Source organism: Nocardioides phosphati (assembly GCF_014646375.1).
Lineage (GTDB): Bacteria > Actinomycetota > Actinomycetes > Propionibacteriales > Nocardioidaceae > Nocardioides > Nocardioides phosphati.
Window position 1 is genome coordinate 873,740 of sequence record NZ_BMNI01000001.1, and the last position, 19,162, is coordinate 892,901.

At 70.8% G+C, this 19,162-nt stretch carries 20 protein-coding genes; 8 read left to right on the top strand and 12 right to left on the bottom strand.

The window, feature by feature from the left end:
* Positions 1-25: 25 nt before the first annotated feature.
* A complete protein-coding gene (locus tag IEX47_RS04395) occupies positions 26-523 on the bottom strand; it encodes a flavodoxin family protein (protein ID WP_188782723.1) in 498 nt (165 codons plus the stop codon).
* A gap of 29 nt (positions 524-552) precedes the next feature.
* On the opposite strand from IEX47_RS04395, the gene IEX47_RS04400 reads away from it, so the two are divergent.
* Together IEX47_RS04400 and leuA are read left to right on the top strand one after the other, a co-directional pair.
* Positions 553-942: a DUF1003 domain-containing protein gene (locus IEX47_RS04400; protein ID WP_188782724.1), complete on the top strand. Its 390-nt coding sequence runs from the start codon at positions 553-555 to the stop codon at positions 940-942.
* A gap of 165 nt (positions 943-1,107) precedes the next feature.
* Entirely contained in the window at positions 1,108-2,835 is a 1,728-nt protein-coding gene (gene leuA, locus IEX47_RS04405) for a 2-isopropylmalate synthase (RefSeq protein WP_188782725.1), read from the top strand.
* 60 nt (positions 2,836-2,895) lie between these two features.
* Here the strand turns inward: leuA and IEX47_RS04410 are convergent, their stop codons facing one another.
* Positions 2,896-3,432 carry a TlpA family protein disulfide reductase gene (locus tag IEX47_RS04410; RefSeq protein WP_188782726.1) on the bottom strand — a complete coding sequence of 179 codons (537 nt, stop codon included), beginning with the start codon at positions 3,430-3,432 and terminating at the stop codon, positions 2,896-2,898.
* Between the two features lie 52 nt (positions 3,433-3,484).
* Between IEX47_RS04410 and IEX47_RS04415 the strand changes: the two genes are divergently transcribed.
* Entirely contained in the window at positions 3,485-4,012 is a 528-nt protein-coding gene (locus IEX47_RS04415; protein WP_188782727.1) for a DUF1990 domain-containing protein, read from the top strand.
* 76 nt (positions 4,013-4,088) lie between these two features.
* Positions 4,089-4,529: a hypothetical protein gene (locus IEX47_RS04420; RefSeq protein WP_188782728.1), complete on the top strand. Its 441-nt coding sequence runs from the start codon at positions 4,089-4,091 to the stop codon at positions 4,527-4,529.
* Positions 4,530-4,544: 15 nt separating this feature from the next.
* On the opposite strand, the gene IEX47_RS04425 is transcribed toward IEX47_RS04420, so the two are convergent.
* Complete coding sequence (locus tag IEX47_RS04425) at positions 4,545-4,988, bottom strand: hypothetical protein (RefSeq protein WP_188782729.1); 444 nt, start codon at positions 4,986-4,988, stop codon at positions 4,545-4,547.
* A 73-nt stretch (positions 4,989-5,061) separates the two neighbouring features.
* Complete coding sequence (locus tag IEX47_RS04430) at positions 5,062-5,880, bottom strand: ion transporter (RefSeq protein ID WP_188782730.1); 819 nt, start codon at positions 5,878-5,880, stop codon at positions 5,062-5,064.
* A gap of 18 nt (positions 5,881-5,898) precedes the next feature.
* On the opposite strand from IEX47_RS04430, the gene recO reads away from it, so the two are divergent.
* A complete protein-coding gene (gene recO, locus IEX47_RS04435) occupies positions 5,899-6,642 on the top strand; it encodes a DNA repair protein RecO (protein WP_188782731.1) in 744 nt (247 codons plus the stop codon).
* Positions 6,643-6,665: 23 nt separating this feature from the next.
* Here recO and IEX47_RS04440 read toward each other — a convergent pair whose 3' ends face one another.
* Positions 6,666-7,175 carry a MarR family winged helix-turn-helix transcriptional regulator gene (locus IEX47_RS04440; RefSeq protein WP_188782732.1) on the bottom strand — a complete coding sequence of 170 codons (510 nt, stop codon included), beginning with the start codon at positions 7,173-7,175 and terminating at the stop codon, positions 6,666-6,668.
* Between the two features lie 159 nt (positions 7,176-7,334).
* On the opposite strand from IEX47_RS04440, the gene IEX47_RS04445 reads away from it, so the two are divergent.
* Entirely contained in the window at positions 7,335-8,123 is a 789-nt protein-coding gene (locus tag IEX47_RS04445) for an isoprenyl transferase (protein ID WP_188782733.1), read from the top strand.
* Here the strand turns inward: IEX47_RS04445 and IEX47_RS04450 are convergent.
* The 4 genes from IEX47_RS04450 to IEX47_RS04465 are packed head-to-tail and all read right to left on the bottom strand — an operon-like array spanning position 8,110 to position 11,261.
* Positions 8,110-8,532: a Fur family transcriptional regulator gene (locus IEX47_RS04450; RefSeq protein ID WP_188782734.1), complete on the bottom strand. Its 423-nt coding sequence runs from the start codon at positions 8,530-8,532 to the stop codon at positions 8,110-8,112. The two genes, IEX47_RS04445 and IEX47_RS04450, sit on opposite strands and share 14 nt — an antisense overlap.
* Positions 8,519-9,517, bottom strand: coding sequence for a metal ABC transporter permease (locus tag IEX47_RS04455; RefSeq protein WP_229662615.1), 999 nt, complete (start codon positions 9,515-9,517; stop codon positions 8,519-8,521). The genes IEX47_RS04450 and IEX47_RS04455 overlap by 14 nt, the downstream gene beginning before the upstream one ends.
* The gene (locus IEX47_RS04460) at positions 9,517-10,329 is read right to left on the bottom strand and encodes a metal ABC transporter ATP-binding protein (protein ID WP_188782735.1); all 813 of its coding nucleotides are present in this window, start codon (positions 10,327-10,329) and stop codon (positions 9,517-9,519) included. The genes IEX47_RS04455 and IEX47_RS04460 overlap by 1 nt, the downstream gene beginning before the upstream one ends.
* The gene (locus IEX47_RS04465; protein ID WP_188782736.1) at positions 10,326-11,261 is read right to left on the bottom strand and encodes a metal ABC transporter substrate-binding protein; all 936 of its coding nucleotides are present in this window, start codon (positions 11,259-11,261) and stop codon (positions 10,326-10,328) included. The genes IEX47_RS04460 and IEX47_RS04465 overlap by 4 nt, the downstream gene beginning before the upstream one ends.
* An 85-nt stretch (positions 11,262-11,346) precedes the next feature.
* Here IEX47_RS04465 and IEX47_RS04470 point away from each other — a divergent pair, with 85 nt between their 5' ends.
* Complete coding sequence (locus tag IEX47_RS04470) at positions 11,347-12,582, top strand: YibE/F family protein (RefSeq protein ID WP_188782737.1); 1,236 nt, start codon at positions 11,347-11,349, stop codon at positions 12,580-12,582.
* Between the two features lie 15 nt (positions 12,583-12,597).
* Here IEX47_RS04470 and IEX47_RS04475 read toward each other — a convergent pair whose 3' ends face one another.
* The 3 genes from IEX47_RS04475 to IEX47_RS04485 form a co-directional block, all read right to left on the bottom strand.
* Positions 12,598-13,149, bottom strand: coding sequence for a TetR/AcrR family transcriptional regulator (locus IEX47_RS04475; protein WP_188782738.1), 552 nt, complete (start codon positions 13,147-13,149; stop codon positions 12,598-12,600).
* The gene (locus tag IEX47_RS04480; protein WP_188782739.1) at positions 13,146-15,587 is read right to left on the bottom strand and encodes a molybdopterin-dependent oxidoreductase; all 2,442 of its coding nucleotides are present in this window, start codon (positions 15,585-15,587) and stop codon (positions 13,146-13,148) included. Before IEX47_RS04480 ends, IEX47_RS04475 begins: the two co-directional genes overlap by 4 nt.
* A 92-nt stretch (positions 15,588-15,679) precedes the next feature.
* Entirely contained in the window at positions 15,680-17,641 is a 1,962-nt protein-coding gene (locus tag IEX47_RS04485) for an APC family permease (RefSeq protein WP_188782740.1), read from the bottom strand.
* Between the two features lie 105 nt (positions 17,642-17,746).
* Between IEX47_RS04485 and IEX47_RS04490 the strand changes: the two genes are divergently transcribed.
* Complete coding sequence (locus IEX47_RS04490; protein ID WP_188782741.1) at positions 17,747-19,147, top strand: glycine--tRNA ligase; 1,401 nt, start codon at positions 17,747-17,749, stop codon at positions 19,145-19,147.
* The last annotated feature ends 15 nt before the right edge of the window (positions 19,148-19,162 follow it).

A 19,162-nucleotide genomic window follows, 5' to 3' on the forward strand; every position in this document is an offset into this window, starting at 1 on the left:
TCCTGTCCCGTTCACCCTCGCGTGCTCACTCGAGCGTGAGCGCGGCGATCGTACCGCCCAGCTCGTAGGCCGCCTCGCGGTGCGCGTCGGTGACCTCGCCGAGGACCTCGAGCACGTCGTACCCCTGCTTCCAGCCGAGCGCGCCGACGATGCTGGTGACGCTGCGGACGGCTCCGGTGAGGTCGTAGCGACCGTGGACGTAGAGCCCGAACGGGCGCTTGGCGGTGGTGCCGCTCTCGTTGCTGACGTCGGTGGAGCCGGTGTCGTCGAGCTGCCCGCCGACGGCCAGGAAGGTCGAGTCGAAGAAGTGCTTGAGCGCGCCGCTCATGTAGCCGAAGTTGGCGGTCGTGCCGAGGAGGTAGCCGTCGGCGGCGAGGACGTCGTCGGCGGTCGCCTCCAGCGCCGCCTTCACCACGACCTCCACGCCCTCGATGCTCTCGTCGTGGGCGCCGGCGACCACTGCGTCGGTGAGGGCCTGCAGCGAACGGGTCGGGGAGTGGTGGACCACCAGGAGCCGTGCCATGACCTCGAATCTAGTGCCAGCATCAGCACATGAGCACCCCACACCAGAGCAGGCACCCCGGCGTCGCGGCGTACCTCGAGAAGCGGGCCGGCAGCGTCCAGGCCCGGCTTGCCGACCTGATCACGGCGTTCGCGGGGTCGATGACCTTCGTCTACGTGCATGTCGTCGTGTTCGCGGTCTGGATGCTCGTGGCCGAGAAGAGCCCCTGGCCGACGCTGACGCTCGTCGTCTCGCTCGAGGCGATCTTCCTGTCGACCTTCGTGATGATCGGGCAGAACCGGCAGGCGGCGATCCAGCAGGCGAAGGCGGACCACGACTTCGTGGAGCAGGAGCTCGAGCTGAAGACCAACACCGAGATCACCCGGGCGATCCACCAGCTCACCGCCGAGCTGCACCGGCGGCTGCTGATCGAGGACTGACGAGGAGTGACGCGCGCGGTGTGGGGAGGCGCTGCTACTGTGGTTGTCGTCATGATGCGCCAGTTCCTTCTTCTTGGTCGCCGCAGCGAGGCCTGATCAGTCGGCCTTCCTCGCTGCGGAGAGCGTGTTGCGCGCCGGCGCCCCTCTGAACCAAGGCGAAATCCCATGACGTACATCAGCAACACCCAGAACCAGCAGAAGCCGTCGCCGATGCCGTACGGCCGCTACGCGGCGTTCGAGCCCGTGACCGTGCCGGACCGCACGTGGCCCGACGCGAAGATCACCAAGGCGCCGCGGTGGCTCTCGACCGACCTGCGCGACGGCAACCAGGCCCTGATCGACCCGATGGACCCGGCCCGCAAGCTCGAGATGTTCGAGCTGCTGGTCAAGATGGGCTACAAGGAGATCGAGGTCGGCTTCCCGTCGGCCTCGCAGACCGACTTCGACTTCGTCCGCTCGCTGATCGAGGGCGACAGGATCCCCGACGACGTCCAGATCTCGGTCCTGACCCAGGCCCGCGAGGACCTCATCGAGCGCACCGTGCAGTCGCTGGTCGGCGCGCCGCGTGCGTCCGTGCACATGTACAACGCGACCGCGCCCCTGTTCCGCCGCGTCGTGTTCGGCGTGACGCCGGAGGAGTGCATCGGCATCGCCACCCGCGGCACCGAGCTGGTCATGAAGTACGCCGAGTCGCTGCTGTCGCCGCTCGTCGGCAGCGAGGACTTCGGCTACCAGTACAGCCCGGAGATCTTCACCCAGACGCCCACCGACTTCGCGCTCGAGGTCTGCGAGGCGGTCTCCGACGTGTGGCAGCCCGAGCCCGGTCGCGAGATCATCCTCAACCTGCCGGCCACCGTCGAGATGTCGACGCCCAACACCTACGCCGACCAGATCGAGTACTTCTCGCGCGGCCTGACCCGTCGCTCGGTCTCCGCGATCTCGCTGCACCCGCACAATGACCGCGGGACCGCCGTCGCCGCGACCGAGCTGGCCCTGATGGCCGGCGCCGACCGCGTCGAGGGTTGCCTCTTCGGCCACGGCGAGCGCACCGGCAACGTCTGCCTGGTCACCCTGGGCATGAACCTCTTCTCCCAGGGCATCGACCCGCAGATCGACTTCAGCGACATCGACGAGGTGCGCCGCACGGTCGAGTACTGCACGAACCTGCCCGTCCACCCGCGCCACCCGTACGCCGGCGACCTCGTCTACACGGCGTTCTCCGGCTCGCACCAGGACGCGATCAAGAAGGGCCTGGAGGACCTCGAGCGGGTCGCCCGGGAGCAGGGCAAGGACGTGCGTGAGGTCCCGTGGGAGGCGCCGTACCTGCCGATCGACCCGAAGGACGTCGGCCGCTCCTACGAGGCCGTCATCCGGGTCAACAGCCAGTCCGGCAAGGGCGGCGTGGCCTACCTGCTGAAGGCGGAGCACAACCTCGACCTGCCGCGGCGCGCGCAGATCGAGTTCTCCCGCGTGATCCAGGAGCACACCGACGCGTCCGGCCAGGAGATCTCCTCCGAGGCCATCTGGAACATCTTCACCGCCGAGTACCTCGAGAAGACCGCTCCGCTGCAGCTCAACTCGGTCCACACCGAGTCGGCCGTCGGTGCCGCTGACGCGCTGCGCGTCGGTGTCTTCGTCGACGGCGAGCACGTCGAGCTGTCCGGCAGCGGCAACGGCCCGATCGCGGCGTTCGTCAACGCACTGGGCCAGGTCGGCCACGACGTCCGCGTCCTCGACTACACCGAGCACGCGCTCTCGGCCGGCGGCGACGCCGTGGCCGCGGCGTACGTCGAGTGCGCGGTGGGCGACAAGGTCCTGTGGGGTGTCGGCATCGACGCCAACATCGTCACGGCTTCGCTGAAGGCGGTCATCTCCGCGGTCAACCGCGCCTGATCCCGCCTCCCCGTACGCCGGTGCCCGCCCCGGGCGCCGGCGTACGTCATTTCCGGCGCCTCAGGAGGGGGCGAGTGCCCGGACCTCGTCGAGATCCCCGAGCTTGTGGAACGGCCCGATGTGGACGCGCGTGACCTTGCCGTCGACGATCACCACCGAGCTGGGGATGAACGAGATCGGCACGAGCCCGGAAAAGTGGTCCATCCAGGACGCGTCGGCGTCCTGGACGTTGGGGTAGCTGACATCGGCCTTGTGAATCGCGCGGAGCGCGTAGTCGTCGAACCGGTCTCGGGTGACGCCCACGACCGCCACCCCGTCGTCGGCGAGGTGCTGCAGCAGGGGCATCTCCGCGCGACACGGCCCACACGTGCTCGCCCAGAAGTTCACGAGCACCGGCCGGCCCGGCCGTACGTCGGGGGCGTGGCCCTGGAGGTAGTGCTCCGTCGGCAGCGTGACGCGGCGGCCGTCGGCGTCCGCCCAGCCGAGGTGGGGGAGGGCGATCTCGTCGGAGGTCGTGGTGCGCTCCTGCGCCGTCGGCCCGCACGCTGCGAGCAGCAGGACGGCGGTTGCGACGGCGACATGGCGCAGGCGGGGCATGCGGTGAGTGTGGAGCCGCCGCCTGAGTGGGTGCTGAGAGGATGATGCCCTCGTGATCACCTCGCTCCCCGCAGCAGAGATCGCGCGTCTGACGGCGGCGATCGTCACCTACGACGCGGTCGGTGCCACGCGCGGCCTCGTGCCCGACGGCTACCGCGCGCTTGCGCACACCCGGACGCTGCGCGATCGCACGTTCGACGAGGCCGCCGAGCTCCTGATGACCTGGCGGCTGCACGAGCGCTCCGGGCTCAGCGTCACCGCCTCGAGCACCCGGGTCGAGCGGGACGGCGTCGTCGTCCTCGGGCTCGGAGTGGGACGCATGCGGCTGCGGATTCCGTGCCGGGTGGTCTACGTGATCGATGAGCCGGACCGCCGCGGCTTCGCCTACGGCACGCTTCCCGGGCACCCCGAGGAGGGAGAGGAGCTCTTCCTCCTCGAACGCCGTGCGGATGGTGGCGCCGACCTGACCGTTCGTGCTTTCTCCCGCCCGGCCAGCCTCCTCGCGCGCGCAGGTGGACCGATGTCGCGTCGGGTGCAGGACTGGATGACCCGGCGCTACCTGAGGGCACTTGACGGCTGATCCGCCGGGCCGCAACGCCGCCGCGGCGTCGGGCGTGGCTGAGGAACCCAGGCGCGCTGCGGCACGTCCCACCCACATGCGCCCACGGTTCGTCGTACTCCTCGTCCTCCTGACGATCGGTCTGGTCCCGGCGACGTCGGCGACCACCGTGCCCCCGGCGCAGGCCAGCTGTGCCGGGCCGGTGCTCGACCTCGGCCGCCCGGCGAGGTTGCCTCGGACGGGTGAGGTCACGGTGACGGGCCGCTTCTTCGTCGACGGGTGCAACGACGTCGGTGTCTGCCACGGGGTGCTCGGCTGTCAGTCGTGCGACTACGGCCCGCCGGTGAAGCCGCTGACGGACCTCACGATCCAGCTCCACCAGCGCGGGCGCACGTGGGACCTCGCCACGGCTGACGCGACGGGTGGCAGCGGTCGGGTGAGCTGGACCTTCCGGTTGCCACCTGCTGCCCGGAGGGGCGCAGCCACCCTCACCGTCGACGGCGCGTACGCCGACGCCACGCCGGTGCGGATCGGCTGACTCCGGCTTCCGCGTTCACGCAACGGCATCGTCAGGGGTGAAGGCACGCAGCTCGACGTCGTTGGCCAGGTGCACCGCGAACGCGCGCACCCCGCACTCGCGCGCGGCAGTGGTCAGTCCGGACGCCCACGCCCGGTCGTACGCCGAGACCCCCGGGCCGCCGGGCCGGCTCAGCAGGAAGCCGACGCGGCCGTCGGGCACGCCCGCGATGCCCAGGACGTAGTCGCACAGGCGCATCAGGCTGGCCAGGTCATCGACGGAGGGCAGCTCCGGGAGGTCGTCGATCTCCTGGAGCATCGGCAGCGAGTGGCCGTCCTCGTCGAAGAAGGCGAGCCAGAGCGAGGTGCGCGAGAAGCCGAGCCGGCCCATGAGGGCACGGAAGTGGCGGTGCAGGTCCGCCTGCGTGCGGACGGGAGGCATGTCCTCGGGGCGGGTCAGGGGAGGGATCTCGTCGGTCATGCCGGACACCCTCACCCAACGCGTCGCCGGCCCGCTGGCGTCATCCACAGGCCGCCGCCAGCGGGCCCAGTGCTCACTCCTTCGAGCGGATGGCGGTGCGCAGCTGGTCGGCGGAGTTGCGGATCACGTCACTGATCAGCTCGGTGGTCCGCGGGTCCTCGAGGGCTCCCTCGACGACGCGCAGGACGGTGTCGGAGACCAGGCGCACGATCTCGTCGTGGAAGGGGACGTACTTGAGCTTGCCGGTCGTCGGGTCCGCCATGACGAGGTCGTGGACCATCGCCTCGAGCTCGAGGCGGTTCTCGTCGAGGGCGTCGCGCACGTTGGCGGCGTACGTGCCGGTCTTGATGACGTCGATGACCTCGTCGAGCACGGCGACGGTGATCGGCCGCTTGATCGCGTCGACGATCGGCGCAGAGAAGTGGTCGATGAGGAAGACCGTGACCGCGTCGCCGACGACGTTGTCGCCGGTGTCGATCGCGCGGGTCGTGCGGGCCAAGCAGATGGCCACGAGCGGCACGGTCGCGGTGCCGGCCCAGGGCGTCGCCAGCGGGACGAGCGCGAGGAGCTCCCACCAGGCGGTGGCCCAGAAGCGGGAGGTGCCGCCGTACCGGAAGACGCGGGAGAGCAGGCGGAGGGCGAAGAGTACCGAGATCGCCAGGTCGACGCCGTAGAGCACGTGGCGCAGGCCGTCGTCAGCGGGGCGCCAGAAGCCCAGCCAGAGCGCCAGGCCGAGCGAGGCGACCGACGACAGCGACATCACCCAGTCGCTGAAGCCGACCTTGCGGAGCTCCTGGGCAGCGTGCTGCGCCTCGGGAGGGAGCGCGGGCATGACCGCGTCGAAGAGAACGTCGGCGCGGTGGGCGTGCACAGGCGGCGGAGGGAGGCTCACCCGGGCACAATAGAACGCGTGCCCCTCTATCGCGCCGAGGCCGTCGTGCTGCGCACCCACAAGCTGGGCGAAGCCGACCGGATCATCACGCTCCTCACGCGCGACCAGGGGCGGGTGCGCGCGGTCGCCAAGGGTGTACGCCGCACGACGAGCCGCTGGGGGAGCCGGCTGGAGCCGTTCAGCCACGTCGACCTGCAGCTCGCCGAGGGGCGCAACCTCGACACGATCACGCAGGCGGTGACGATCACGCCGTTCCCGGCGAACCTCGGCATGGACTACGAGCGCTACACCGCCGGCACGGCGATGCTCGAGACGGCCGAGCGGATCATCACCGAGGACCGCGAGCCGGCGCTGCAGCAGTTCCTGCTGCTGGTCGGCGGCCTGCGGGCCCTGACCGGCCACGACGGCAGCGACGTCGAGAAGCCGCACAGCCAGGTGCTCGACTCCTACCTGCTGCGCAGCCTCTCCGTCGCGGGCTACGCGCCGAGCTTCGACGCGTGCGCCCGCTGTGGCGAGCTCGGGCCGCACCGGTGGTTCCACCCGGCTGCCGGTGGCGTGCTCTGCCCGAAGGACAAGCTGCCCGGCTCGGCGCACCCGCAGCCCGAGACGATCACGCTGCTCGGTGCACTGCTGGCCGGTGACTGGGCGACGGTCAACGCCAGCGACCCGCGCCACCGTCGTGAGGCGACCGGCCTCGTCTCGGCGTACCTCCAGTGGCACGTCGAGCGCGGCCTCCGCTCCCTGGCGTACGTCGAGCGCTGAGCCGGCCGGCGTACGTCGGAGGGTCAGTCGTCCTTGACCGGACGCCCCGCCTCGCCCAGCGGGTGGTCGGTGATCGCGGTCGGGACCGCGCCGTCCTCCCAGTGGTCGATCGTGGCGTTGAACTTGCCCAGCAGACGACCGAACTGCTCGATCTCCTCCTCGGACCAGTCCGCGAGCAGCAGGTCGAGTGCGCCGCGGCGGAAGTCGCGCGCCTCCTTGATCGCGCGCTCGCCGAAGTCGGAGAGGCTGAGGAGGGTGGCGCGCCGGTCGCCCGGGTCGGTCTTCTTGGCGGCCAGGCCGAGCTTGACGACCGCCTGCGCCTGGCGCGTCACGGTCGAGGGGTCGAGGTGGAACGCGGCTGCGATCGAGCCGAGGCGCTGGGGGCCCTCGTCGGCGAGCAGGCAGAGGATGCCGTAGCTGGAACGCTCGAGCGCCACCTCGCCACTGGCGGTGCTGACGTGGATCGCGTTGCTCCGGCGCATCACCTTGGTGAGCTGCTGCTCGATCACGTCGTTGGGGGTCTTCTGCTCCACGGGTCCTCTTCGCAGGTCAAAGGTCACGGTTTGATCACAGTGTGCATCATCGAAGTTACTCCAGCGTCAATCCGGCCGCGTGTCGAACGCCGATATCGATGACACGTGCGTAGCGACGCCGCGTTCCGCCGTCCGCGCGAGGGCCCCTAGTCTGGGCCCGTGACCCGTCGTTACGCCGCGCCGCAGCCGCATGTCTCCGGGGCGAAGCCACCGCCGATCCCGGCGGAGTTCGTCCCCGAGCACGTCGCCATCGTCATGGACGGCAACGGCCGCTGGGCCAAGGAGCGTGGGCTCCCGCGCAACGCCGGCCACGCCCAGGGAGAGTTCGCGCTCTTCGACGTGATGGAGGGCGCCATCGAGATGGGCATCAAGGCCGTCACGGTCTACGCCTTCTCGACCGAGAACTGGTCGCGGTCACCCGACGAGGTCCGCTACCTGATGGGCTTCAACCGCGACGTCGTACGCCGCCGGCGCGACGAGATGCACGCCCTCGGCGTCCGTGTGCGGTGGGCGGGGCGCGCGCCGCGCCTGTGGAAGTCGGTGCTCAAGGAGCTCCACGTCGCCGAGGAGATGACGAAGCACAACGACGTCCTCACGCTGACGATGTGCATCAACTACGGCGGGCGTCCGGAGCTGGTCGACGCCACGAAGTCGATCGCGCGCGAGGTCGCCGCGGGCCGGCTCAACCCCGAGAAGATCGACGAGCGCACCATCGCGCGCCACCTCTACGTGCCGGAGTTCCCCGACGCCGACCTGATCTGGCGTACGTCGGGGGAGCAGCGCCTCTCCAACTTCCTCACCTGGCAGTCGGCGTACTCGGAGTTCGTCTTCACCGACGTGCTCTGGCCCGACGTCGACCGACGTCACCTGTGGGCCGCGGTCGAGCAGTACGCCCGCCGGGACCGGCGCTACGGCGGCGCCGTCCCCAACGACGTCAGCGACAGCTAGAGCAGGTCCCGAACACCTCGAGCGTGTGCGCGATCTCGGCGTACCCGTGCTCGGCGGCGATCGCCTTGGTCCACCGCTCGACGGCCGGGCCCTCGACCTCCACGGTCGCCCCGCACGCGCGGCAGACCAGGTGGTGGTGGTGCGTGGCCGAGCAGCGCCGGTAGATCGCCTCGCCGTCCTCGGTGCGCAGCATGTCGATCTCGCCGCCGTCGCTGAGCAGCTGCAGCGTGCGGTAGACCGTCGCGAGGCCGACCTTCTCGCCGCGCTCGGTCAGCCGCGCGTGGATCTCCTGCGCGCTGCGGAAGTCCTCGAAGCTGGCGAGCGCCTCGGCGACGGCCCGACGCTGCCGGGTCGGCCGCACGGGCGCCCCCGGCTCGCCGTGCGTGTGGCCGTGGTCAGTGCTCGTCATAGTGCTCTCCGTGCGGTGCGTGCCGGTGGCCGTCGTGGACGTAGTCGACGTGGTCGCCGTGCGGGATCGCCAGGTGCCCGCAGTCCTCGCCGTGCTCGTGCGGGTGCTCGCCGGTCTCCTCGTGGCCGAGCGGCGGGAGCGCCTCGAAGGGCTGCCGCATCCGCTCGCGCCGGCGCAGCATGGAGCCCACCGGCCACGCGAGCACGAAGCAGGCGAGGGCGAGCAGCACGATCGTCGGGCCGGGGGCGATGGTCGCCGCCTTCGAGAGGTACGCCGAGGCGATCAGGCCGCCGAGCGCGGCGAAGACGCCGATGCCCATGGCGGCGGCGAGCGTCGTACGGAAGGAGCGGGTGACCTGCTGGGCGGCCGCGACCGGCACGACCATCAGGGCGGAGACCAGGAGCAGGCCGACCGTGCGCATCGCGACGGTGACCGTGACGGCCGCCATGACCGCGACCAGCAGGTTGTAGGCACGGACGTTGAGGCCGGCGACGCGGGCGAACTCGGCGTCCTGTGCGACGGCGAAGAGCTGGGGGCCGAGGCCGATGCAGAGCAGCAGCACCACGGTCGCGAGGATCGCGGTGATGACGACGTCGGAGGGCTGCATGCTGAGGAGCCCTCCGAAGAGGTAGGTGTTGAGCGTCTGCGCGCTCTGCCCCGCGATGCCGGTGATCATCACGCCACCCGCAATGCCGCCGTAGAAGAGCAGGGCGAGGGCGACGTCGCCGTTGGCGCTGCCGCGCTCACGGATCAGCTCGATCGCGACCGAGCCGAGGATCGCGACCGCGACCGCCGTCCACGTGGGCGATGCGCCGGTGAGCAGGCCGAGCGCGACACCGGTGACCGCGACGTGGCCGATGCCGTCGCCCATGAGCGACAGCCGCTTCTGGACCAGGTAGGTGCCGACGGTGGGGGCGGCGAGGCCGGTGAAGAGGGCCGCCACTAGGGCGTACTGCATGAACGAGTAGCTGAAGACGGAGAACATCAGGAGCCCTCCTCGGCGGTGTCGAGCGGCGCGGCGACCCGGGGAGCGTGGGGCGCTCCCGTGTCGGTCGCGTGGTGGTGGTGCGTGTGGCTGTCGCCGAAGAGCGGGCCGTGCACCGCGTGGTCGTCGAGCGCGGGCCCGTCGTAGGCGACCCGTCCGTCGCGCATGACGACGGCACGGTCGATGAGGGGAGCCAGCGGCCCGAGCTCGTGGGCCACGAGCACGATCGTCGCGCCCCGGGACTTGAGGATGCCCAGGGCGTCGGCCAGGGCGACCTGGTTGGGCAGGTCGACGCCGGCGGTCGGCTCGTCGAGGAAGAGGAGCTCCGGCTCACCGGCGAGCGCACGGGCGATGAGCACCCGCTGCTGCTGGCCGCCCGAGAGGGTGCTGACACTGTCGCCGACGCGGTCCGCCAGGCCCACGACGTCGAGCGCGGCCCGGATCGCGGTGCGGTCGGCCGAGCCGAAGGGGCGCAGCCAGCGGCGGCGGGTCAGCCTGCCGGACGAGACGACCTCCCACACCGACGCGGGTACGCCGCCACCCGCGCCGGGGCGCTGGGGGACGAAGCCGAGGCGCTGGCGCTCGTGGAAGCGGTCGAGCGGGGTGTCGAAGAGGCGCACCTCGCCGGCCGCCACGGGACGCAGCCCGGTCAGGGCGCGGACCAGGGTCGACTTGCCGGAGCCGTTGGCGCCCATCAGCGCGACGAACTCGCCCCGGCGTACGTCGAGGTCGACACGGCGCAGGATCGGCCGGCCGCCGAGCACGACGGAGAGTCCGCGCGCGGAGACGACGAGGTCAGGGTGGGTGCTCAACAGCCGTTGGCCTTCTTCAGGAGGGCGAGGTTCTGACGCATGACGGAGAGGTAGTCGCCCCCATTGTCCTCGGCCGCGGTGCTCAGTCCCTCGAGCGGGTCGAGGACGGCGGTCCTGATGCCCAGCTCGTGGGCGAGCGCCTCGGCGGTCTTGGGGCTCACGAGGGTCTCGGAGAAGACGGTCGTGATGCCGTCCTCCGCGATCACCTTGTGCAGGGTGGCGAGGTCGTGGGCGGTCGGCTCGGCGTCGGGGGAGAGGCCTGCGATCGAGCGGATCTGGACGCCGTACTTGCCCAGATAGCCGAAGGCGTCGTGGTTGACGACGGTCGTGTCGCGACGGCAGCCGGACAGGGTGTCGGCGTACTCCGTGTCGAGAGCCCGCAGGTCGGTGCGGAGCTTCGCGGCGTTGGCGCTGTAGTCCGCGGCGTGATCGGGGTCGATCGTGCCGAGCTCCTTCGCGACAGCGTCGCCGAAGGTGGCCAGGCGGATCGGGTCCTGCCAGAAGTGCGGGTCCTCCTCGCCGTGCTCGTGGCCGGTGTGGTTCTCCTCCTCGCCCGGCTCGTCGGCGAGGTGCTCCAGGCCCACCACGTGGGCGGCGTCGACCGACGGTCCCTGGCGGTTGTCGTCGACCGCCTTGTCGACGGCCGTCTGGAAGTGGCGCTCGAAGAGGACCAGGTCGGCGTCGCTGACCCTGGCGACCTGGTCGAAGGAGAGCTGCAGGTCGTGCGGCTCCATGCCGGGCTGGGTCAGGTTGGTGACGTCAGCCTGATCGCCCGCGATGCGCTCGGCGGCGTACTGCAGCGGGTAGAACGCCGCGACGACCTGCAGCTTGCCGTCGTCCTGCGCGGACGGCGCGCCGCACGCGGTGAAAGCGACGCCCGCGAGAGCGGTGCTGACAGTGAGGGCGGCGGTCCGTGCGACAGGCTTGAGCATGAGAACGATTCTCAATCACTTGAGAATGATTGTCAAGAACGTGCCCGGCGCGGTCGCTGCCCACACGCGTGGGATCCTTCCTCCCATGGGAGACCACAGCGGCCACGGTCATGGCCACGGGCACAGTCACGACCCCGCGGCATTTGCCGGAGTCCGCACGTCGAGCCTGCCGCGCAACGCGGTGCTGGGGCTGCTCGTCCTCGTCGCGGTCGCGACGGTCATCGGCCTGGTCACCCTGTGGCCTGACGGCAAGCGCCCCCACGCGGAGTACGCCGCCACCGGCGTCAGCTATCCGGTGGCGACCGTCGTCAGCGCGCACGATCCGTGCCCCGTCATCGACCCCAACGCCGACCCGTCCGGTACCCCGGAGATGCCCAAGGGCTGCGACGGGCTCACGGTCAAGCTCGCCGACGGCACGCGTGTCGACGTGCAGGCCGAGCCGGGCGCGGTCCGTTCGGGCCTGCGCAAGGGTGATCGCGTGACCCTGGCGAAGGTGCCCGGGGCCGAGGGCGGCGCGGTCTACTCCTACTTCGGCACCCAGCGGAAGGCTCCGGTCGGCCTGCTGCTGGCGGCGTTCGTGCTGGTGGTGGTGGCGGTGGCCCGCAAGCGCGGGGCGCTCGCCCTCGTCGGCCTCGGCGTCGCGGCGACGGTCGTCGGCGGCTGGATGGTCCCGTCGCTGCTGGAGGGCCACTCGCCGGTCGGCGTCGCCCTCACCGCGAGCGCGGCGATCATGTTCGCCGTCCTGTACGCCGCCCACGGCATCTCCATGCGCACCAGCACCGCCCTCGCCGGCACCCTCGTCGGCCTCGGCATCACCGCGCTGCTCGGTCAGCTGGCGAGCGGCTGGGCGCGGCTCAGCGGCCTGGGTGCCGAGGCATCCGACCCGCTGCGAACGTTCGCCGGCGACCTCGACTTCCGCGGCCTCCTCGTCGCCGCGATCATCGTGGCCGGCCTCGGCGTGCTCAACGACGTGACGATCACCCAGTCCTCCGCCGTGTGGGAGCTGCGTGCCGCGTCCGAGACGATGAGCCGCCGCGAGCTCTACACCAGCGCGATGCGCATCGGGCGCGACCACATCGCCTCGGCGATCTACACGATCGTCTTCGTGTACGCCGGCACGGCGCTGACGACGCTCCTCTTCGTGGCCCTCTATGACCGCACGCTGCTCGACCTGCTGCTCACCGAGCAGTTCGCCGAGGAGTGCGTGATGACCCTGTCGTCGAGCATCGGCCTGGTTCTGGCGATGCCTGCGACGACCGTCATCGCGGCGCTGACCGTCAGCGCGCCGCGCTCGCACGGACGCCGCCGCGCGGCCTGGTGAGCACGCGGGGGTGACTCAGGTGGCCAGGATGCTGGTCAGCTGGCGCGCCACCCGGTCGAGCGGCTCCGTGCTGCTCTGGGCGCGGGAGAGGATGAGCGCGCCCTCGATCGCGGCGACCGTCAGGCCGGCCCTGTCGGCGGCGAGGTCGGGGGCGATGCCGCGAGCAGTCAGCGCCTGCGTGATCTGCTCCTGCCAGCGGCCGAACGCCCGTCCGGCCCGGGCGCGAGCCTCGGACGTCTCGGCCGGGGAGATCGCCGCTGCTGCCACCGGGCAACCGTCGGTGAAGTCGTGCCGGGTCAGCGACTGCTTCCAGTAGTCGACGAACCGCGTGATCGCGTGCGCGGGATCGCCCTTCTCCATCAGGTCCGCCAGGAGCCGCCCGATGAAGTCGCCCGCCATCGCCGTGGCTGCGTCCGCCAGCTCGGCCTTTCCTCCCGGGAAGTGGTGGTAGATGGACCCTCGGGGCGCCTTCGCGTGGTCGACCACGTCACGCAGCGACGTCGCTGCGACGCCGCGCTCGCGGAAGAGCGCCGCGGCGCTGGCCACCATCGCCTCGCGGGTGCTCATCCCACAGGCTCCAGCCGGGCAGGGACGTACTTGTGCCACGGCGTACCGGCGAGGAAGTCCTTGTGGTGCAGCGACGTCAGCTCGTTGGGTGCGACACCGGTCGTGCCGTCAGCGTGCTCGACGCCCAGGCCGTTCGGGAGTGAGACGTGGCCGGGCTGCATCTGGTCGGTCACCTCGACCACAGCGACCGCCGAGCCCTTCTCGGTCACCACGCGCAGCGAGTCGCCGGTCTCCACGCCGTACGACGCGGCGTCGACCGGCCCGATGCGGAGCGCCCCGTGTGCGTCGCGGCGCCGCCAGGAGGGATCGCGGATGATGGTGTTGGCAGTGAATGCGCGACGCTCGCCGGCCGAGAGCACCATCGGGAACTCCTCGGTCGTCCACGTGCTCGGCGCGGTCTTCAACGCCCGGAGGTGCTCGAGCAGCTCGGGTACCTCGAGCGTGAACCGCTGGTCCGGGCGGCGCGTGTAGCTCCAGGCGTCGTGGTAGTCGTCCACCGTGAAGGCGACGGCCTCGCCGGTGAGAATCCGGTCGAAGAGGGCGTTGCCGGGCTCGAACCCGGTTCCGGTGAAGCCGGCGCGCGCGGTCGCGGCCGGGTTGGCCATCGTGCAGAGCTGGCTGACACCCCACAGCGATGCGGTCCCTCGCGCTCCGTCGGGGAGCACCTCGCCCAGGGTCTCGTGCAGGACGTAGCCGGCCAGTCCCATCAGCTTCGGCTTCGCTGCGACGGCGGCGAAGAAGGCGATCGCGAACTGCGTTCGCCCCTTGCGGGCGGCGCGGCGCAGCGGCGCGAGCACCGCCTCGTCGACCGCCCCGAGGCGCCGGATGATCCGGGCGTAGATCTCCGGCTCCGGCAGGGTGCCTGCGAGCGGCGGCATCGTCGGGCGGCGCAGGTGGAAGACGTTCGTCGGGAAGTCGACGTTGAAGAACGTGCACTCCCACTTCTCGAACTGGGTGCTCGCGGGCAGGACGTAGTCGGCCTGGCGAGCGGTCTCCGTCATCGCGATGTCGATGACCACGCTGAGGTCGACGGCGCGCATCGCCTGCCGGAACGACTCCGAGTCGGCCAGCGAGTGGGCCGGGTTGACGCTGTCGATCCACAGGGCGCGCATGCGCTCGGGGTGGTCGCCCAGGCACTCCTCGGCGATGGAGTTGCAGGGCACGAGGCCGGCGACGATGCGCGCGCCCGTCACCGGCGTACGACGGTCGGCGGCGGGGGAGCGCGGCGGGCCGGCCTGGGGAGCCGGGCCGTTCGCGACCGCGGTGACCGGCCCGCGGAGCCGCGTCGCGAGCGGTCCTGCCACCGCGTCGGGCAGGAAGGCAGGCACGCGGATGGCTGCGGCGCCGACGCCGTCGACGGCTGCGCCCTGGACACGCGAGACGAGGCGCTGCACCGGCGACGTCGGGCGACGGCTGCCGCCGCCCCCCGGGGCTGCGCCGGCGATCGGCGCGAAGGTCGAGTGCAGGAACATGCCTCCCTGCTTGGCGAAGTTGCCGGTCAGGATCCACAGCATCTTCTGCATGTACGAGTTGAGGGTGCTGTACGGCGCCTGCTGGACGCCGAGGTCCTCGTAGGTGCACGCACTCTCGGCGGAGGCGATGCGTCGCGCGGCGGTGCGGATCAGCTCCTCGGGCACGCCGCAGCGCGCGGCGTAGTCGGGGATGTCGACGTCGGCGAAGGCGGCGAGGACCGGGAGCGCGCCGGTCGTGTGGTTGTCGATGAAGTCGTGGTCGACCAGGTCCTCCTGGACCAGGACTCCGACCATCGCAGCGATGCACCACGCATCTGTGCCGGGCTTCACCTGGAGGTGGATGTCGGCCATGGCGGCGGTCTCGCTGCGCCGCGGGTCGAGCACGATCATGCAGCGTGCAGGGTCGGCAGCCATCTCCTTGAGGACCGGCCGGGTCCGCGGGAACGAGTGCGACTGCCACGGGTTCTTGCCGAGGAAGACGACGACCTCGGCGTGCTCGAAGTCGCCCTTGGTGTGGCCCCCGTAGAGCCGCCCGTCGACGTACATCTCGCCGGTCTTCTCCTGGGCGAGCGCGTTGGAGCGGTATTTCGCGCCGAGGGCCGCCTGCAGCGACTGGCCGTACGTCGCGCCGAGGTGGTTGCCCTGGCCGCCACCGCCGTAGAAGAAGATCTTGTCGCCGCCGTGCTCGTCACGGATCGCGGCGAGGCGATCGGAGATCTCGGCGATCGCGGTGTCCCACGAGATCTCCTCGTAGCTGCCGTCAGGGCGACGGCGCAGGGGAGAGGTCAGCCGCTCGGTGCCGTTCTGGTAGCGGTCGAGGCGCAGCGGCTTCTCGCAGGTGTAGCCCTCGGAACCCGGGTGGGACTTGTCCCCGCGGATCTTGACGAGGCGGCGGTCCTCGACCTGCACCTCGATCCCGCAGTTGCACTCGCACAGGATGCAGGCGGACTTCTGCCACTCGGTCACGGTGCGCTCCTCGGCGTACGACGATTATGACGACTGTCATAGTCGGCGCATGCGCCGCGCCAGGTCAAGCCCGCGGTGGTGTCGGCGGAGCGTCAGCCGCCGACGTGCACCTGCGGGCGACGGGCCTCGACCGGCTCGGCGCGCCGCAGGATCTCGTGGGTGAGCGGCGGGACGTCGCCCTCGCCGGCGAGCAGGAAGCGCAGCGCATTGGTGCCGGGGGAGCGTTCGCTCCACTCGAAGTAGACGTGGGGCACCTGGGTGTCCAGGTCGCGCACCTTCAGCAGGAACGCCGCGATCGTGTTCGGCACCGACGGGCCGCTGGCCCGCAGGATCCGGTGGCGGCCGACCTGGACGCTGGTGACCGTGACCGTGCCGGTGAAGTCGCTGGCGTCGGTGACCTCGACCTCGAGGAAGATCCGGTCCTCCTCGTCGCCGAGGTGGTTGTCGAGCTGCACGTCGGTCATCTTCGTGTCGTACTCGTCGTGGTCGCCGGCCTGGAGCTTGTTGGCGATGAACCGGATCGGACGCGGGTCCGCGATCGAGGCGTCGAGCAGGGCACGGGCAGCCTCGTCGATGCGCACGTCGTTGATCCGGAGCTCGGTGGCGCGCAGGATCCGGCTCATCACGCTGATCACGAGGATCATCACGACGAAGACCAGCGCGATCAGGAGGCCCTCGGGGCGGTCGACGATCGTGACACCGATCGTGTAGACGAAGACCGCGCTGACAGCGCCGAAGAAGGCGCCGAGGACGCGGTGCCCGCGCCGCCACTCGGTGAGCGTCACCGCGACGGCCGCCGAGGTCATCAGCGCGAGCACGCCGGTCGCGTAGGCACCGGCCTGCTCGTCGACGTCGGCGCGGAAGGCGAGTGTCACGACGGCTGCGATCGCGGCGAAGACGAGGACGAGCGGCCGCGTGAGCCGGGCCCAGTCGGGCGCCATGCCGTAGCGGGGCAGGTAGCGCGGCACGATGTTGAGCAGGCCCGCCATCGCCGAGGCCCCGGCGAACCACAGGATGCCGATCGTCGAGGCGTCGTACGCCGTGCCGAAGGCCTCGCCGAGCCGCTGGTGCGCGAGGAAGGCGAGGGCGCGCCCGTTGGCCGGGCCGCCGTCCTCGAACGCCGCGTGCGGGATCAGCACGGTCGTGACCAGCGACGAGCTGAGGAGCAGGACGCTCATGATCGCGGCGGCGGCGGTGAGCAGCTTCTTGGCGTTGCGGATGCGCCCCAGCGGCTGTGCGGGGGTGTCGTCGGCGTCGCCCTCGACCAGCGGCATGACGACGACACCGGTCTCGAAGCCGGAGAGGCCGAGCGCCAGGGCCGGGAAGACCAGCAGCGAGGCGCCGATGACGCCGAACGGCGCGGAGTGGTCGAGGGTGACGTTGCCCCACCAGTCGCCGAGCAGCGAGGGGTGACGGACGATCTCGAGGAGCCCGTCGCTGATGACCACGGCGCTGAGGCCCAGGTAGGCCACCACGATGACGACAGCGATGCCGATCGCCTCGTTGAAGCCCTTCAGGAAGACCGCGCCGAGCAGCGCGATCAGGCCCAGGGTGCACCAGATCTGGCCTCCCGAGAGCGCGTCGTGCAGGAAGGGGTTCTCGATCATGTGCGCCGAGGCGTCGGCGGCCGACAGCGTGATGGTGATGACGAAGCCGGTGGCGACGAAGCCGATCAGCGCGAGGACGAGGAGCTTGCTGGGCCAGTAGGCGAGGAGCCGCTCGAGCATGGAGAGCGAGCCGTCGCCGTGCGGGCTCTCGGCCGCCACCCGGCGGTACATCGGCAGTGCGCCGAAGAGCGTGATCAGCACCAGCACGAGCGTGGCGATGGGGGAGAGGGCGCCTGCCGCGAGGGCGGCGATGCCGGGCTGGTAGCCGAGGGTCGAGAAGTAGTCGACGCCGGTGAGGCACATGACCTTCCACCAGGCCTGCGTGTGGTGCTGCTGCGCGACGTCGGCCTCGCGCTCGTAGAAGCCCTCGGGCTCGGGGCGGTCGCCCGCGAAGAGCCAGTCACGCAGGGCGCTCGGCTCGGGCCCCCGCGATGGTGCAGTCGTCATGGCAGGCACCCTAAGTGCCCGGGCGGTCGGCGCCGGTCACCGGCTCGGTACTCTTCTGCGGCACGAGCCGGCAGCCAGCCGGCCCGAGATCTTCAGGAGCGCCCCGTGGCCAAGGCCCCCGCCAGCACCGTCGACACCGTCGTCTCCCTCGCCAAGCGCCGGGGATTCGTCTACCCGTGCGGCGAGATCTACGGCGGCACGCGCTCCGCCTGGGACTACGGGCCGCTCGGTGTCGAGCTCAAGGAGAACATCAAGCGCCAGTGGTGGAAGGCGATGGTGCAGGGCCGCGAGGACGTCGTCGGCCTCGACTCCTCGATCATCCTGCCGCGCGAGACCTGGGTGGCCTCGGGCCACGTCGGCACCTTCACCGACCCCCTGACCGAGTGCCAGTCGTGCCACAAGCGCTTCCGCGAGGACCACCTGCAGGAGGACTACGCGGAGAAGAAGGGCATCGAGGACCCCGACACCGTCAACATCAACGACGTCGTCGCCTGCCCCAACTGCGGCGCCCGCGGCTCGTGGACCGAGTCCCGCGACTTCCAGATGATGCTCAAGACCTACCTCGGCGTGATCGAGGACGAGTCGGGCCTGCACTACCTGCGCCCCGAGACCGCGCAGGGCATCTTCCTCAACTTCCAGAACGTCGTCACCAGCCAGCGCATGAAGCCCCCGTTCGGCATCGCGCAGATCGGCAAGTCGTTCCGCAACGAGATCACGCCGGGCAACTTCATCTTCCGCACCCGCGAGTTCGAGCAGATGGAGATGGAGTTCTTCGTCAAGCCGGGCGAGGACGAGGACTGGCACCAGTACTGGATCGACGAGCGCACCGCCTGGTACACCGGCCTCGGCATCAACCCCGACAACCTGCGCCACTACGAGCACGCGCCCGAGAAGCTCTCGCACTACTCCAAGCGCACCGTCGACATCGAGTACCGCTTCAACTTCGCGGGCTCGGAGTGGGGCGAGCTCGAGGGCATCGCCAACCGCACCGACTTCGACCTCGGCACGCACTCGAAGCACTCCGGCAAGGACCTGTCGTACTTCGACCAGGCCAACAACGAGCGCTACACGCCGTACGTCATCGAGCCGGCAGCCGGCCTCTCGCGCTCGCTGATGACCTTCCTCGTCGACGCGTACCACGAAGACGAGGCGCCGAACACGAAGGGCGGCGTCGACAAGCGCGTCGTGCTCCGTCTCGACCCGCGCCTGGCGCCCACCAAGGTCGCCGTCCTGCCGCTGAGCCGCAACGCCGACCTCTCGCCGAAGGCGAAGGCGCTGGCCGCCGAGCTCCGCCAGAACTGGAACGTCGACTTCGACGACGCCGGCGCGATCGGCAAGCGCTACCGCCGCCAGGACGAGGTCGGCACGCCGTACTGCGTCACGGTCGACTTCGACACGCTCGAGGACGACGCCGTGACCGTGCGCGAGCGCGACACGATGGCGCAGGAGCGGATCAGCCTGGACGGCATCTCGCGCTACTTCGCGGAGCGTCTGCTCGGCTGCTGAGCGGCCCCGGGTGCA